Genomic DNA, 15,271 nt, shown 5'->3' with positions numbered 1-15,271 from the left:
AGTGCGCGCTTACACAGACGTGCGTTTATTTTCGTGCGGATGTAAACGCCGGCGGTTCTTTCTTTGAAGGCGAGGACGGATCAGAGATCCGCCAGGCACGCTTCTAGAATGTCCAGCCCCTCGTTCAGCACCTCGGGCTCGATGGTCAGCGGTGCCAGCAGACGGATGATGTGACGGGCTTTGCCGCTCGGCATCAAGAGCAACCCGCGCTCCCTGGCGCTCGCCAGCAACTGCGCCATTTGTGCCGTCGCCGGTTTGCCTTCCGGGGTCAGCAGCTCGATGCCGCGCATCGCGCCGACGCCGGTCAGCCGCCCGAGATACGGTGACAGTTTATGCGCCTGCCATTGTTCGTACCGGGTGAGCAAGGTGACTGCATACTGTTCGCCCCAGGCTGCGAGATGCGCATCGGTCATTTCATCCAGCGTGGCCAGGCCCGCTGCGCACGCCAGTGGATTTCCGGAGTAAGTCCCGCCCAGCCCGCCTTTGGGTAACGTATCCATCAGGGCCTTGCGACCGACGACCGCCCCCAACGGGACGCCGCCGGCGATGCTCTTGCCCAGCAACAGCAGATCCGGTTCGATGCCCAGACGGCTGAAGGCAAAGCGCTGACCGGTGCGGCCAAAGCCTGACTGGATTTCATCGATGATCAAGACAATGCCCTTGTCGTCGCACAGCCTGCGCAATGCGTGGGCGAACTCGACGTCCAGCGCCAGGAAACCGCCCTCGCCCTGCACCGGCTCGATGATGAAGCAGGCGACCTCGTCGATGTCGATTTCCACACTGAACAGCCGATCCATCGCCTTCAAGGCTTCGGCCGTCGACACACCGTTGTCCGCGCTTGGATACGGCAGATGGAACACCGGCCCGGGCAGCGAGCCCACTTTCTGCTTGTAAGGCGCCACTTTGCCGTTGAGGTTCAGCGTCGCCAGTGTTCGCCCATGGAAGGCGCCATCGAATGCGATGACCGCCGACTTGCCGGTATGCCCACGCACGATTTTCAACGCATTCTCCGCCGCTTCGGCGCCGCTGTTGGTGAGCATGCCGCTGACCGGGTAACTCACCGGAATAAACGCCGCGAGCCGTTCAATGAACAGCTGATAAGGCTCATGCGGGGCTGCGTTGAACGCGTAATGCGTCATGCGCTGCGCCTGTTCGCAAATCGCCGCGACGATCTTCGGGTGGCAATGCCCCAGATTCAACACACCGATACCGCCGACGAAATCGATGTATCGCTTTCCGTCGACGTCCCAGACCTCGGCGTTTTTTCCATGGGTAAGGCTGATGGGATGAACGAAGGAAATGGACTGGCTGACTGACGGGAAATCCATGCTCAAACGACCTGCAGGCGATGGGAGAGGCGCCTATTCAAGCGATCTGGTTCCTTTCTAACAAACGAAATTAAGGCAACGTGTCATTCCATCAAGGACTGACATCGCTTCCGGATGGGAGCAGCACTATGGATGATGGAAAGGCACTCGCGATGTTATTCGGGAATGACTCGTGTTCCCCTCTAAAACAGTATCGCGTTATAAACATCGATAAACGGGATCGGCATAAACCATCGATCAGCCTTACGATTTAAACTTTCGAGCGTTTGCCATCACGCTCTTCCCGTCCCTATCCGAATTAACACTCTGCTCTGGCTGTCGTTGATACGGCTGCGTATCGCTAAATCTTCGCGATTACAGCGATGAACGGGCCATCACCTCTTGGCGTTTCAGTTTCTGTTCAGCTTCGCGAGCGTAGTCTCACTATGAAGGACGGAGGAACAGAGGGCTCTACGACCCTTGCAGCGCTGGACGTTCCAAAAAATGGGAGTAAAGAATAGCCCCTATTTGTGACTTTTCCATTTCATCTCTAAAAAAGGGTGAATGTATGTTCCTGACTGTTCTCCCGGACGAAACAACAACACGCTATCAACGGAATTTTCATAATTTATCTTCTACTATTCCGATAACGAAAGTGCGCAACCTTGCGTCTCTTCAACAGGGCAGTAGATGCGTTACACCAAGGATCGGGCAGCACTAGCACCCACTTTATTTGTACGCCCATGCGGCCGACATTTTTAAATAACGAGCTTCTTGGGACAGGCGGCTTGCGTTTTTGCTTGCGCGCCTCGTTAACGTCCTCAACATCGACACACGTGCAGGAGGGTCTACATGAGTCTGGATTTTCTTCCTTTTTCCCGCCCAAGCATGGGCGACGAGGAAGTGGCAGCCGCCACCCGTGTGCTGCGCTCCGGGTGGATTACCACGGGCCCGGAATGCCAGCGCCTGGAACAGCAATTCGCCGAGCGTTGCGGCGCGCAACAGGCCGTGGCGATTTCTTCAGCCACGGGTGCCATGCACATCACCCTGCTTGCGCTGGGCGTCGGTCCAGGCGATGAAGTCATCACGCCCTCGCAGACCTGGGTCTCCACCGCCAACATGATCTGCCTGTTGGGCGCGACCCCCGTGTTCGTCGATATAGACCGCGACACGCTGATGACAAACGCTGCACTGATCGAGCGCGCCATCACCCCGCGCACCAAGGCCATCATTCCGGTGCATTACGCCGGTGCCGCGTTTGACCTCGATCCCCTATATGCCTTGGCCGAACGCCATGGCATTGCGGTGATCGAGGATGCGGCCCACGCCGCAGGCTCTCGTTACAAAGGTCGTCCGGTCGGCGCTTCTGGCACCGCCATCTTTTCGTTTCATGCAATCAAGAACATGACCTGCGCCGAAGGCGCGATGTTCGTCAGCGACGATCCTGAACTGGCCGATCGTGCGCGCCGCCTGAAATTCCACGGGCTGGGCGTCGACGCCTATGACCGCCTGACCCACGGGCGCAAACCGCAGGCAGAGGTGATCGAACCGGGGTTTAAATACAACCTTGCCGACATCAACGCCGCCATCGCCCTGGTGCAGCTTGAACGTCTGGACGCCCTCAATGCGCGTCGCGCCGAACTGGCGAATCATTATCTGGAACGTCTGGCCGGCAGCCCCGTACAACCCTTGGCGCATCCGGGCTACGACCAGCACCACGCCTGGCATCTGTTCATCCTGCGCATTGACGCAGAGCGCTGCGGCCTGGACCGGGATGCGTTCATGAAAGCCCTGCAGGCGCAAAACATCGGCAGCGGCATCCACTTTATCGCGACCCACCTGCACAGCTACTACCGCCAACGATTCCCGGACGTGCGCTTGCCCGAGACCGAATGGAACTCGTCGCGGCTGTGTTCCATCCCCTTGTTCCCTGACATGACCCTGGCCGATGTCGACCGCGTCGTCAGCGCCATTGAATCCATTGTGGAAGTCCGCTCGTGAAACCGTACCCCATCAACCGCGTGTCGATCGTTATCCCGGTCTACAACGAGGAAAAAAGCCTGCCGGAACTGCTGCGCCGTACCGAAGCGGCCTGCGCGCAGGTGAGCCAGCCCTGCGAAATCATTCTGGTTGACGACGGCAGTCGTGACGACTCTGCCGAGATATTGCTCGAGGCTGCTCAGCGTGATGGCAGCCCGGTAGTCGCGGTCATCCTCAACCGCAACTACGGCCAGCACGCGGCGATCATGGCCGGCTTCGAGCAGTGCAAAGGCGATCTCGTGATCACCCTGGATGCTGACCTGCAGAACCCGCCCGAAGAAATCCCTCGCCTGATCACGCTTGCAGAGCAAGGTTACGACGTGATCGGCACGGTGCGTGGCAATCGACAGGATTCGGCCTTGCGACGCTGGCCTTCAAAACTCATCAACCTGGCCGTGCAACGCTCCACCGGCGTGGCCATGACCGACTACGGCTGCATGTTGCGCGCCTACCGGCGCAGCATCGTTGACGCGATGCTGGCCTGCCGGGAACGCAGCACCTTTATTCCGATTCTGGCCAACAGCTTTGCCCGTCACACCACTGAAGTACAGGTGATGCATGCTGAGCGCGAGCATGGGGAATCCAAATACAGCGCAATGAAGCTAATCAATCTGATGTTCGACCTGGTCACCTGCATGACCACGACGCCGTTGCGGCTGTTGAGCATCATCGGTTTCATCATGGCCTTTCTCGGCGTGCTCTTCGCGACGCTGCTGATCGTGCTGCGCCTGATCTTCGGTGCGCCATGGGCAGGACACGGCACCTTCGTCCTGTTCGCGGTGCTGTTCGTCTTCACCGGCGGACAGTTCATCGGCATGGGCCTGCTCGGCGAATACCTGGGTCGCATGTACAGCGATGTACGCGCGCGTCCACGTTTTTTCATCGAGAAGGTCGTGCGCAGCCAGCCTGTTTCCGTTACCCCGAAAGTCGATGCCCCTGCTCCCATTTTGAATAAGGTCGCACCATGAGCCTCAAAGCCGTAGTTTTTGCTTATCACGATATCGGTTGTGTCGGTATTGAAGCCCTGCTCAACGCTGGCTATGAGATTTCGGCCGTGTTTACCCACGCCGACGACCCCAAGGAAAAGACCTTCTTCGGCTCGGTCGCACAGCTATGCGCCCAGCACAACATCCCCGTTCACGCCCCTGAAGACGCGAATCATCCGCTGTGGATCGAACGCATCGGCAAGCTGGCCCCTGACTTCATTTTCTCGTTCTACTACCGCCATCTGCTCAGCGAAAACCTGCTGGCATGCGCCAAAAACGGCGGCTTCAACCTGCACGGCTCGTTGCTGCCACGCTACCGTGGCCGTGCGCCGGCCAACTGGGTGCTGGTCAACGGCGAGACCGAAACCGGCGTGACCCTGCACCGCATGGTCAAACGCGCCGACGCCGGCGCCATCGTTGCTCAGCAACGTGTGAGCATCAGCGCCACCGACACGGCTTTGACCCTGCATGCCAAGCTGCGCACCAGCGCTGCCGACCTGCTGTCCGAAACCCTTCCGTTGCTGGGCAAGGGACAGTTGCCGGGCACTGAACAGGATGAATCCAAAGCGACCTGTTTTGGCCGACGTACGCCCGCCGATGGCTTGATCGACTGGCAGCAACCCGCATCGCAGCTGTACAACCTGACGCGCGCGGTCACCCAACCCTACCCGGGTGCATTCTGCCCGGTGGGTGAACACAAGATGATCGTCTGGAGCGCCAAGGTGCAATCAGGCAACGACGGCCAGGCGCCGGGCACGGTCATCAGCTGTGAACCGCTGCGCATTGCCTGTGGCGAGGACTCCCTGCTGATCACTGCCGGGCAGCGCGGCGATGACGGACTCTATCTGAGCGGCGCGCAACTGGCCCGTGAGTTCGGTCTGGTAGAGGGTTCGCGGCTGGTCGGCGGCCAGAAGCGGCGTCAGTTGAAGCGCACTCGCGTGCTGATCCTGGGCGTCAACGGTTTCATCGGCAATCACCTGTCGGAGCGTCTGCTCAAAGATGATCGCTACGAAGTCTACGGCATGGACATCGGCTCCGATGCCATCGAGCGCCTGCGCAGCCATTCGAATTTCCACTTCATCGAAGGCGACATCAGCATCCACACCGAATGGATCGAATACCACATCAAGAAATGCGACGTGGTGCTGCCGCTGGTGGCCATTGCCACCCCGATCGAATACACCCGCAACCCGTTGCGTGTGTTCGAGCTGGACTTTGAAGAAAACCTGAAAATCGTTCGCTATTGCGTCAAGTACAACAAGCGCGTGATCTTCCCGTCGACCTCGGAAGTCTACGGCATGTGCCAGGACGCGAACTTCGACGAAGACACCTCCAACCTTGTCGTCGGTCCGATCAACAAACAGCGCTGGATTTACTCGGTCTCCAAGCAGTTGCTGGACCGGGTGATCTGGGCGTACGGGCAGAAAGGCCTGCAGTTCACCCTGTTCCGTCCGTTCAACTGGATGGGTCCGCGCCTGGACCGACTGGACTCCGCTCGCATCGGCAGCTCGCGCGCGATCACCCAACTGATCCTGCACCTGGTGGAAGGCACACCGATCCGTCTGGTGGACGGTGGCGCGCAGAAACGCTGCTTCACCGACGTGGTCGACGGCATCGAAGCGTTGGCGCGCATCATCGAAAACCGCGATGACCGCTGCAACGGTCAGATCATCAACATCGGCAACCCGGATAACGAGGCCAGCATTCGTCAACTGGGTGAAGAGTTGCTGCGTCAGTTCGAAGCGCACCCGCTGCGGGACAACTTCCCGCCGTTTGCCGGTTTCCGGGAAGTGGAAAGCCAGTCCTTCTACGGCAAGGGCTATCAGGACGTCAGCCACCGCAAGCCAAGCATCAACAACGCGCGTCGCCTGATCGACTGGCAGCCCACGATCGAGCTGCGTGAAACCATCGGCAAGACCCTGGATTTCTTCCTGCGCGAAGCCATGGCTGAAAAAGCGGAAGCGAACTGATGCAGGCAGGCTTGCGCATTGACGTCGATACCTATCGCGGAACGCGGGACGGCGTGCCGCGACTGCTCGACCTGCTGGACGAAGCACAGGTCAAGGCCACGTTCTTTTTCAGTGTCGGCCCGGACAACATGGGCCGTCATCTGTGGCGCCTGGCACGGCCACAGTTTTTCTGGAAAATGCTGCGCTCCAAAGCCGCAAGCCTTTACGGATGGGACATCTTGCTGGCCGGGACTGCCTGGCCTGGCAAACCCATCGGTCGAGATCTGGGCCCCTTGATGCGCCGCGCCCAGGACGCGGGTCACGAAGTCGGCCTGCACGCCTGGGATCACCATGGCTGGCAGGCCCATGCGGGCAACTGGACGCAGAACCAACTCACGGCTCAGATTGCCCGTGGCGTGGATTGCCTCAGTGACATTCTGGGCAATGCCGTGACCTGTTCAGCCGCCGCCGGATGGCGTGCGGATGAACGCGTCGTGCAGGCCAAACAAGGATTCGGTTTCCGCTATAACAGCGATTGCCGAGGCTTCGGCCTGTTTCGTCCTTTGCTCGCGGACGGTCAGCCCGGCACGCCTCAGATTCCCGTGGACCTGCCGACGTTCGACGAAGTCGTCGGTCCTCAGCTCGATGCCCGCGCTTTCAATACCTACTTGTTGCGCCAGTTCAGCCCTTCGAAGCTGAACGTCTATACCGTGCACGCGGAAGTGGAAGGCATTGTCATGGCCGAACAGTTCCGCCACCTGCTGACCCAGGCCAAAGACCGGGATATACGGTTTCAGCCGCTGGGAAACCTGCTGCCTGACAACCCCAAAGTGCTGCCTCAGGGGCATCTGGTGCGCGGCGCGCTGGACGGGCGTGAAGGCTGGCTGGGAGTGCAGCAACCATGAGCCGTTATCAGAACATTGCGGTGCTGGTGGCGGCATTCCTGCTCGCGTATCTGCTGCCGTTGGGCACTCACGGCCTGTGGATTCCCGATGAAACCCGCTACGCCCAGATCAGCCAGGAAATGCTGCACAGCGGTAACTGGGCCGCGCCACATTTCATGGGGCTGCGCTATTTCGAAAAACCCGCTGCGGGCTACTGGCTGATCGCCGCGGCGCAAGCAGTGTTCGGCGAGAACCTTTTCGGTGTGCGTTTTGCGTCCGCGTTGACCACCGGCCTGAGTGTGCTGTTGACCTGGCTGATCGCGCGACGCATCTGGGCAGACCCGCGCAAAAGTTTCACGTGCGCACTGCTGTTCATGAGCTTCTTCCTGGTAGCGGGGCAATCGGGTTATGCCAACCTTGACCCGCAATTCACGCTCTGGGTGAACCTGACGCTGGTCACCTTCTGGTTCGCCATCCACAGCGTCGGGCGCCAGCGTTTGCTGTGCTGGGCCCTGCTCGGCTTTGCCTGCGGCATGGGTTTCATGACAAAGGGGTTTCTGGCCTGGGCCTTGCCCGTGGTGGTCGCCCTGCCCTACATGGTCTGGCAGCGACGCCTGCGCGAGCTGCTGACCTTCGGTCCGCTGGCCATCGTCGTTGCCGTGCTGGTGTGCCTGCCGTGGGTCCTGGCGGTGCATGGCCGTGAGCCTGACTACTGGCGTTTCTTCTTCTGGCACGAACACATCCGTCGCTTTGCCGGCGAAGACGCTCAGCACGCCGAGCCATGGTGGTACTACTTGCCGCTGCTGGTTGCCGCATGCGTACCCTGGGCCTTGTTGTTGCCTGGCACGTTCAAGCAAGCCTGGGAACAACGACGCCAGAGCCATGGCGGTTTTCTGCTGATGTGGCTGATCCTGCCGCTGGCCTTTTTGAGCCTGAGCAAAGGCAAGCTGCCGACCTACATTTTGCCGTGCCTGATGCCTCTGGCCCTGCTGATGGGGAATGCACTGGTCGAAACCCTGAACGCCGGGAAGACCACCGCGTTGCGCATCAACGGCCTGTTCAACAGCGCCTTTGGCGTGATTGTGCTGGCTGCGCTGTTGTTCATCCAGTTCAAAAAAACGGTGTATGACCAGGAGCCTCAGCACCTGACACTGGCGATTGTCGTGTTGCTGGGCTGGATCGCGACCAATGCGCTTCAGGGCCTCAGGCCCCTGCGTTTCTGGCTGATGCCAGCGTTCGGCAGCTGGTTGACCATCGCACTGATCCCCGCGGCATTGCCCAACAGCATCGTCTTCAACAAGACGCCGGACCAGTTCGTGATGCGCCACGTCGATGAGCTGGCCGCTGCCACTCACCTGCTGAGTAACGATCTCGGCGCGGCGGCTGCGCTGTCCTGGCGTCTCAAGCGCAACGATGTGGTGTTTTACGACACCCGTGGCGAACTGGAATACGGGCTTGCATACCCACAGCCCAAACCCAGAGAAATCGACTGGAAACAGGTTCAGGCGTGGATGACCAAGGCGCGTCAGCAAGGTGCGGTCGCGGTGGTGATGCGCGGCAACGCGGTCGATGACGCCTACGAATTCAGCCTGCTGCCGCAGGATGGCAAGCGTTATGAAGAAGGCAATCTCACGATCATGATCTTCGACAGGACGCCGTCATGACGTTCGGCCTCTTGCTGTGTGCCTGCCTGCTGACGTGCATGGGACAGATTGCGCAGAAGCTGACCGTCGAGCGTTGGGGGCACGCGTTCCCAGGCGTTGGCACCGCACTGCGAAGCGGCTGGTTATGGCTGGCGCTGGCGTGTCTGGGCGCAGGCCTGTTGCTCTGGCTGCTGGTGCTGCAGCGCATGGACGTCGGCGTGGCATACCCGATGCTGGCGCTGAATTTCGTGCTGATCACATTGACCGGACGCTACCTGTTCAATGAATTCGTTGACGGTCGCCACTGGTTCGGCGTGGCGCTCATTCTGGTCGGTGTGGTCTTGCTGGGGCGTCAAGCGTGAGCGCGCGCCGCGGCCTGAGCCTGGCCATGGGCAGCGTAGTGCTGGTCAGCGCGGCACAGCTGGGCATGCGCTGGAGCATGCAACGCCTGCCACAACCGGCCCATTGGCTGGCAGACCTACAAGGCGGCAACGTCGACCCGGTCGCACTCAGTGTGGTGGTGGCGGCGATCGCGGCGTACGCGCTGTCCATGCTGTGCTGGCTCGGCGCATTGCGTGATGTGCCCCTGAGCCGCGCCTATTCGCTGCTCAGTATCAGTTACGCAGCGGTGTACGTACTGGCAGCCCTGCTCCCCTTTTTCAACGAGACACTCACCGTTCCTCGAACAGTGGGTGTGACCCTGATCGTGCTCGGTGTAGTGACGATCAATTTCCGGCGTAGCTGCGACAACGGCAATGACAGTGACAAGGAGCTTTCCCGATGAAAATCAGCGTCTTCGGTAGCGGTTATGTGGGTCTGGTGCAGGCGACCGTGTTGGCTGAGGTTGGCCACGACGTGGTGTGCATGGACATTGACCCGGCCAAGGTCGAGCAACTGAGCAAAGGCCATGTGACCATCTACGAACCCGGCCTGGAAAACCTGGTTCGGGAGAACCTTGAAGCCGGACGGCTGCATTTCACCACCGACGAAAAACGCACGGTGGAACATGGTGAGGTCCTGTTCATCGCGGTGGGTACGCCCTCCCGACCCGATGGTTCGGCTGACCTGCGGGGTTTCTTTGCGGTCGGCGACGCCATCGCCCGGCACCGCGAGACCCCGGTGATCATTGTCGAGAAATCGACGGTGCCAGTCGGCAGTGGTGATGCCCTGCGCAGCCATATCGAGCAGCACCTGCGCCAGTCGGCCCGTCTGCTGAAATTCGATATCGTGTCCAACCCCGAATTCCTGAAGGAAGGCTCGGCGGTCAAGGACTGCCGTCGCCCCGACCGTATCGTCATCGGCTGCGGCAACCCGGATGTGTTCCCCGTCATGCGAGAGCTCTACGCGCCGTTCAACCGCAACCACGAACGCATCATGTTCATGGACCTGCGCAGCGCGGAACTGACCAAATACGCCGCCAACTGCATGCTGGCGACCAAGATCAGCTTCATCAATCAGATTGCCGAGCTGGCCGAACACCTGGGTGCCGACGTCGAGTCCGTGCGCCTGGGCATCGGTGCCGACTCACGGATCGGGTATGACTTCATCTATCCGGGCTGTGGCTATGGAGGCTCCTGCTTCGGCAAAGACATTCGCGCGTTGATTCACAGCGCCCGTGAAGCCGGTTGCTCGAACGATCTGCTAAATGTGGTCGAAGACATCAACGAGCGGCAGAAGAACAAGCTGTTCGACCGCATCAACGCATTTTACAAGGGTGAACTCAAGGGCAAGACCTTCGCGCTGTGGGGGCTGGCCTTCAAGCCCAATACCGACGACATGCGTGATGCACCGAGTCGTGTGCTGATGGAGTCCCTGTGGGCCGCCGGTGCGACGGTTCGCGCCTACGACCCGGAAGCCATGCAGGAGACCCAGCGTTTGTATGGCGAACAACCCAACCTGATCCTGATGGGCACGCCGGAATCGGTGTTGCTGGGGGCCGACGCGCTGATCGTCTGTACCGAATGGCAGCAGTTCAAGGCACCGGATTTCGACCTGATTCAGCAGCGGCTCAAGTCACCGGTCATCTTCGACGGCCGCAACCTGTATGACACCGAACGCCTGGCCAAGCGCGGCTTCCAGTACTTCCCGATTGGCCGGGGCGACTCCTGCAACCTGCCTATCCCGCAGCAGCTGTGGGCGCCTTACGAACTGCTGGCCAACCACCACGCGGTGTAATCTGTGCGCTGCGCGGCCTGGTCACCCAGGCCGCGCTTTTTTATACCCACGCGATCATTGCGCAGGTAACCGAAGCAGCACGTACTCTTCCTTGTCGAACCGGCCGCTGAGCAACACCGGCAAGGCGCCTAATGGCGTGCCCTGCAATCGTTGGAAATCGTTGTTGCTCATCACCACATCCGCCGGCCCGTGCACCGCACTCAACTGTTCAGGTGTCTCGGTGAACTGCGGCAGCAGGTCCTCATCAACATTGACCATGAACTTGATGGCCTTGGCGTCTTTGCCCATCGAATGCAGCACCAGCAGCGCCTTGTCGGCTTGTGTGACCTGGCGAACCGCCTGGGTGAAATGACGGGTGTCGTACAGCGTGCGCTCCGCTTTCTCGAAAATGCCGATGTAACTGATCCAGACCGCCAGCACCGCACACGCCGGTAGCCCGTACAAACGCAAACGCGGGCGCATCAACAAGGGCAACGCAATCAGCTGCAACAGGCCCAGCGTCACGAGCACGGGGCCGATGTCGCTCAGTGCTTCCGGAAAGCGCGGACGCGCCGCCAGCAACCCGGCGACCAACGCACCGGGAATGAAACAGCACAACGTCAGCGTCATCCCCCTTAGCCACCAGAAGACCCGGCCTGTGCGCACCTGAAACGGATACGCCGCGATGATCGCGGCCATCGGCAGCATCGGCAGCACGTATCGGGCTTTTTTCGCCTGCGGCACGGACAGTCCGACCATCACGACCAGACCGGCGAATGCCGCGAGATACAGCAGATGCAGGGCTGCACTGGTCGGCCGCCGGCCCGTGACGCCTACCACCGCCAGCACGACAAGCGCCATGGGGTACGCCAAGGCATAGTTGCCGAGCGAACTGCCGAAATACCAAAACAACGGACTGCTGCCTTCGCTGCCATCCAGTCGCGAGGTGATCTGCATGCGCAGCACCTCGGACAGCAATGCCTCACCGCCACTGAGCCGCGCCAACAGCAACAGAATCAGCATGCACGTCGCCAACAGCGCCAGCGCAGAGAGCCCGAACCACCATAATCGGCGCCATTGCCGGTTCAGCACGTAGTAACTGCACATCACGCCAGTCGGCACAACCACGCCGATCGGCCCCCGAATCGCAAACCCCAGCACCAGAAGCGCGAACACCGCCCATAGCCGTCGCGCTGAGCCAAAATGATCGCTCGCATAGGCCAGGTGGAATACAAAGAACGACACGGTCGCGAGCATCTGGTCCAGGGACACCGCTCGGGTTTCGGTAATGAACGTGTTGGTCAGCAACAGAAACGCGATGCTCAACCACGCCCAGCGTCGCGAATAGGGCGCCAACAGGCGGTACATCAGCCCCACCATGATTGCCGAGGCAATGCAGGTGGGCAGCCAAGCCGTGAAACTGGTCACTTCGCCGAGTGGTAGGGAAAAGAGATAAATCAGCCAGGTCGAAAACGCCGAATAGTCCGGATAAGGCTCGCCATAGGTGGTGGGGAAAAAGCCCGGCCCATGGCGCATCATCTCTTGGGCGAACAGCACGAACCGTGAGTCGAATCCAATGATGCTCAGGTGCCAACTGGCGGCGACGAAGAGCAGGAAGGCCAGCCCACCCGCGCTCCAGGCCTGGCGCCTGGCCCGGGCCGGCGTGACGCCCGACAAGAATTCAGAACCAATCGATGTCAACACAAACTCCTATGGCCCGGCCGCTGAGCGTTCAACGGCTGACGAAATAATAGACGCGGTCGCCGACGGTGATTCGGTCCACGATCCTCAATGGCTGCGGAGGCTCCTCGGTCTTTTCCATGATCGCTACTGTGTGCGCATCCCGCGTGAGCACGCCCTGCAATGTATGTTCGTCCAGCACCGTGTCGAGCAAACTCTCACTGTAGAACACGCTGGCGCCTGCCAACCGCTCACTGGGTTGAAAAAGCACCACATGCCTGCCCTGAGCCTGCAAGGTCTGAACGCGTTCAGCCAGTGGCAAAAATGACAGCTTCAGATCCGCGCGAGGCGCCAGCCAATACGCATCACTCAGGTACGCAACGCAAACCACAGCCACCATGCTCGTCACCCACCCTCGACGATGCTGAAACCCGCGGCGAACTTTAATTGAAGTGTCGGCACGTTGACGCAAGCGTTCGTGCCACATCGCGAGGTACTCCATCGCGATCACCGCCGCAGCCGGCGTCAGCGACATCAGATAAACCATCCGTTTACTGGAGGCCAGCGTCAGCAGCAGAAACTGAGCGATCAGCCACACGCTGAAAAACAAGACGTAGCGATTGGCTCGCCACTGTTTCCTGAAATGCCACAGCCCCAGATACACCAGCAGGTTCCAGGGAAGGAACGCCTGCGGCAGTTTGCTCAGATAGTAGTAGAAAGGCTCATAGTGGCCGGCATCCGAAAACGAGCCGTCGAAGCGTCCGACACTGTTGGTCCATAGCACAGCCTTCAGCGATTCAATCCCGCCTTGCCCGTACAGCAGCCACAACCACACCGCCAGCGGCACAAGCGCCAACAGCGTGAATAACAACGGATAAAACCAGTGGCGCAGCACCAGGCGACCTTGCTGCCCGCTTTCAATGCTCAGATAGGCGAAGATCACCACACCGGGCATTGCCAGACCCAGCACGCCCTTGCTCAATGTCGCAATGACGATCCCCAGGCTAAAGAGAAGCCAGTCACCCAAGGGGAAGGTAGCCCGGTCGCGCTGCACGCACGTGTTGAGAAATGCCAACAGCGCCATCGACACTCCCAACGTCAACAAGGCATCTTCGCCCACCTGACGCGCGTTGCCCCAGAACGTCGCCGTCGTCACCAACAACAGCGTCGCCCCTAGCGCGACGTAGCGCGGACGCCCCATTCGGCACAGCATCGAGTACAACAAAAACAGGGTCAGCAGACCTGCGCCCGCCGATGCCAGGCGCACGGCAAGCGGCGTTGCGCCAAACCATCGGATTGCACTGGCATCAAGCCAAACACTCAGGGGAGGTTTTTCCAGAAACGGCTCACCGTTCAACGTCGGTGTGACCCAGTTGCCACTCAGGCGCATTTCCATTGCAATACCGGCAACCCTGGGCTCGGTAGAGTCCTGTAACTGATGATTGCCCAGCGCAAAAAACAACAGTAACCCGCACAAAAGAAATACGGCATAGACACTGCGGTCTTTCATATAGGTGACCCGCCCTGATATCACGCTGAACAATGACAGCCTCTTTTTCGATCACATTATTGGACGTCAGCCTGGGTCAACTGCGAAGTTTTAAACCGTGAGTGAATATCCCGCGCGAGTGCACATTCCGTGTGCAACCAAGCTCATTGAAATTGAACATCACCTGTCGACCATTATTCATGAGCCGTACTGAACCGTGGCTGTGTCTGCCCACATTGACATGAACCGTTCGTGCAAATGTGAAAGCAGTTTTCACATGCACTTCACTCGCCGTTGACCCCCATCCCTTTACCCTCGCGACCAGAATTCAACGAAGTGTCAGCGCGTGCCGCTGGGTGGATGCTGTGAAGTACCGCCTCAATTCTATGCGCCCCTTCATTCATACTTTTTTGGTAGACGGATCCACAATGAGCTCCACCTTAAGTCACGCACTGGGCGAACTGAATGCGCGCTACCACGCGCTGAGAAAATCCGCACGGCTGGGTCTGTTCGCGTTGTTTTTATTGCTGATGGGAGTCGCGTCGGCGTTGGCATTGCACCCTGCCGCCATTCCAGACCTGGCCGAGGGGAATCATGCGCGGAAAGCCAATCTCTTCTCGTTGTGGGACAGGGGCGATCTGGTGGTACTCATGCGCCACGCTGAGCGTTGCGACCATTCTACGAATCCCTGCCTGGATCAGCGCGACGGCATTACCGTCAAAGGCCGGCAGATGGCGCAACAGGTAGGCCTGGCGTTCAAGAATCTGGGATTCAACCAGGTCGACGTCTACAACAGTCCATTGCGACGCACCGAACAAACGTCGGCCTACGCATTCAATCGCACGAGTACGGGCGAAGACTGGTTGATCAATTGCCGCAAATCGATGCTGGAAGACGTCCTTAACCACAAGCTCGATCATCGCAATATGGTGCTTGTCACCCATAGCGAATGCGTCGCTGCGCTTGAGCAATCCCTCAACACTCCAGCCCCTTCGTCCATCGGGTACGGCTCATCGCTGATCGTCTCCATTGACCCGAAGACACACGCAGCCCGCGTGCTAGGGTTTGTCGACGCGCAAGATTGGGGAAAGGTCCTTGCCAAGCGCCCTTGAACCGCCGACCTCAACCCTCTCATCCAA

General features: G+C 59.7%; 12 protein-coding genes. 9 read left to right on the top strand and 3 right to left on the bottom strand.

Annotated elements, in window-relative coordinates; translation table 11 throughout:
* Nucleotides 1-80 precede the first annotated feature (80 nt).
* The gene (locus ABDX87_RS27560; protein WP_346830736.1) at nucleotides 81-1,328 is read right to left on the bottom strand and encodes a 2-aminoadipate transaminase; all 1,248 of its coding nucleotides are present in this window, start codon (nucleotides 1,326-1,328) and stop codon (nucleotides 81-83) included.
* An 831-nt stretch (nucleotides 1,329-2,159) separates the two neighbouring features.
* Between ABDX87_RS27560 and arnB the strand changes: the two genes are divergently transcribed.
* From arnB to ABDX87_RS27520, 8 genes are read left to right on the top strand one after another with little or no spacing between them, the layout of a single operon-like run.
* Nucleotides 2,160-3,308: a UDP-4-amino-4-deoxy-L-arabinose aminotransferase gene (gene arnB, locus ABDX87_RS27555; RefSeq protein WP_346830735.1), complete on the top strand. Its 1,149-nt coding sequence runs from the start codon at nucleotides 2,160-2,162 to the stop codon at nucleotides 3,306-3,308.
* Nucleotides 3,305-4,315, top strand: coding sequence for an undecaprenyl-phosphate 4-deoxy-4-formamido-L-arabinose transferase (gene arnC, locus ABDX87_RS27550; protein ID WP_346830734.1), 1,011 nt, complete (start codon nucleotides 3,305-3,307; stop codon nucleotides 4,313-4,315). Before arnB ends, arnC begins: the two co-directional genes overlap by 4 nt.
* Nucleotides 4,312-6,303: a bifunctional UDP-4-amino-4-deoxy-L-arabinose formyltransferase/UDP-glucuronic acid oxidase ArnA gene (arnA, locus tag ABDX87_RS27545; RefSeq protein WP_346830733.1), complete on the top strand. Its 1,992-nt coding sequence runs from the start codon at nucleotides 4,312-4,314 to the stop codon at nucleotides 6,301-6,303. The genes arnC and arnA overlap by 4 nt, the downstream gene beginning before the upstream one ends.
* Nucleotides 6,300-7,187, top strand: a complete 888-nt coding sequence (gene arnD, locus ABDX87_RS27540) for a 4-deoxy-4-formamido-L-arabinose-phosphoundecaprenol deformylase (protein ID WP_346833637.1) — start codon at nucleotides 6,300-6,302, stop codon at nucleotides 7,185-7,187. Before arnA ends, arnD begins: the two co-directional genes overlap by 4 nt.
* Nucleotides 7,184-8,830, top strand: a complete 1,647-nt coding sequence (gene arnT, locus ABDX87_RS27535) for a lipid IV(A) 4-amino-4-deoxy-L-arabinosyltransferase (protein WP_346830732.1) — start codon at nucleotides 7,184-7,186, stop codon at nucleotides 8,828-8,830. The genes arnD and arnT overlap by 4 nt, the downstream gene beginning before the upstream one ends.
* Nucleotides 8,827-9,171 carry a 4-amino-4-deoxy-L-arabinose-phosphoundecaprenol flippase subunit ArnE gene (arnE, locus tag ABDX87_RS27530; protein ID WP_346830731.1) on the top strand — a complete coding sequence of 115 codons (345 nt, stop codon included), beginning with the start codon at nucleotides 8,827-8,829 and terminating at the stop codon, nucleotides 9,169-9,171. Before arnT ends, arnE begins: the two co-directional genes overlap by 4 nt.
* A complete protein-coding gene (gene arnF, locus ABDX87_RS27525; protein ID WP_346830730.1) occupies nucleotides 9,168-9,593 on the top strand; it encodes a 4-amino-4-deoxy-L-arabinose-phosphoundecaprenol flippase subunit ArnF in 426 nt (141 codons plus the stop codon). The genes arnE and arnF overlap by 4 nt, the downstream gene beginning before the upstream one ends.
* Complete coding sequence (locus ABDX87_RS27520) at nucleotides 9,590-10,984, top strand: UDP-glucose dehydrogenase family protein (protein ID WP_346830729.1); 1,395 nt, start codon at nucleotides 9,590-9,592, stop codon at nucleotides 10,982-10,984. The genes arnF and ABDX87_RS27520 overlap by 4 nt, the downstream gene beginning before the upstream one ends.
* A 54-nt stretch (nucleotides 10,985-11,038) precedes the next feature.
* Here the strand turns inward: ABDX87_RS27520 and ABDX87_RS27515 are convergent, their stop codons facing one another.
* Complete coding sequence (locus tag ABDX87_RS27515) at nucleotides 11,039-12,664, bottom strand: ArnT family glycosyltransferase (protein WP_431061187.1); 1,626 nt, start codon at nucleotides 12,662-12,664, stop codon at nucleotides 11,039-11,041.
* Nucleotides 12,665-12,695: 31 nt separating this feature from the next.
* The gene (locus ABDX87_RS27510) at nucleotides 12,696-14,153 is read right to left on the bottom strand and encodes an ArnT family glycosyltransferase (protein WP_346830728.1); all 1,458 of its coding nucleotides are present in this window, start codon (nucleotides 14,151-14,153) and stop codon (nucleotides 12,696-12,698) included.
* Nucleotides 14,154-14,560: 407 nt separating this feature from the next.
* On the opposite strand from ABDX87_RS27510, the gene ABDX87_RS27505 reads away from it, so the two are divergent.
* On the top strand, nucleotides 14,561-15,244 hold the full coding sequence (locus ABDX87_RS27505; protein ID WP_346830727.1) for a histidine phosphatase family protein: 684 nt from the start codon (nucleotides 14,561-14,563) through the stop codon (nucleotides 15,242-15,244).
* Nucleotides 15,245-15,271 lie beyond the last annotated feature (27 nt).

Origin of the sequence: Pseudomonas abietaniphila (assembly GCF_039697315.1) — a bacterium.
GTDB lineage: Bacteria > Pseudomonadota > Gammaproteobacteria > Pseudomonadales > Pseudomonadaceae > Aquipseudomonas > Aquipseudomonas abietaniphila_B.
This window is presented reverse-complemented; position numbering and strand designations above follow the sequence as displayed.

What these genes read in the sequence shown, in the direction of transcription:
- ABDX87_RS27505 (WP_346830727.1), top strand. Translation starts at nt 14,561, where the DNA reads ATGAGCTCCACCTTAAGTCACGCACTGGGCGAACTGAATGCGCGCTAC.
- arnE (WP_346830731.1), top strand. Translation starts at nt 8,827, where the DNA reads ATGACGTTCGGCCTCTTGCTGTGTGCCTGCCTGCTGACGTGCATGGGA.
- ABDX87_RS27510 (WP_346830728.1), bottom strand. Translation starts at nt 14,153, where the DNA reads ATGAAAGACCGCAGTGTCTATGCCGTATTTCTTTTGTGCGGGTTACTG.
- ABDX87_RS27520 (WP_346830729.1), top strand. Translation starts at nt 9,590, where the DNA reads ATGAAAATCAGCGTCTTCGGTAGCGGTTATGTGGGTCTGGTGCAGGCG.
- arnT (WP_346830732.1), top strand. Translation starts at nt 7,184, where the DNA reads ATGAGCCGTTATCAGAACATTGCGGTGCTGGTGGCGGCATTCCTGCTC.
- ABDX87_RS27560 (WP_346830736.1), bottom strand. Translation starts at nt 1,328, where the DNA reads ATGGATTTCCCGTCAGTCAGCCAGTCCATTTCCTTCGTTCATCCCATC.
- arnA (WP_346830733.1), top strand. Translation starts at nt 4,312, where the DNA reads ATGAGCCTCAAAGCCGTAGTTTTTGCTTATCACGATATCGGTTGTGTC.
- arnB (WP_346830735.1), top strand. Translation starts at nt 2,160, where the DNA reads ATGAGTCTGGATTTTCTTCCTTTTTCCCGCCCAAGCATGGGCGACGAG.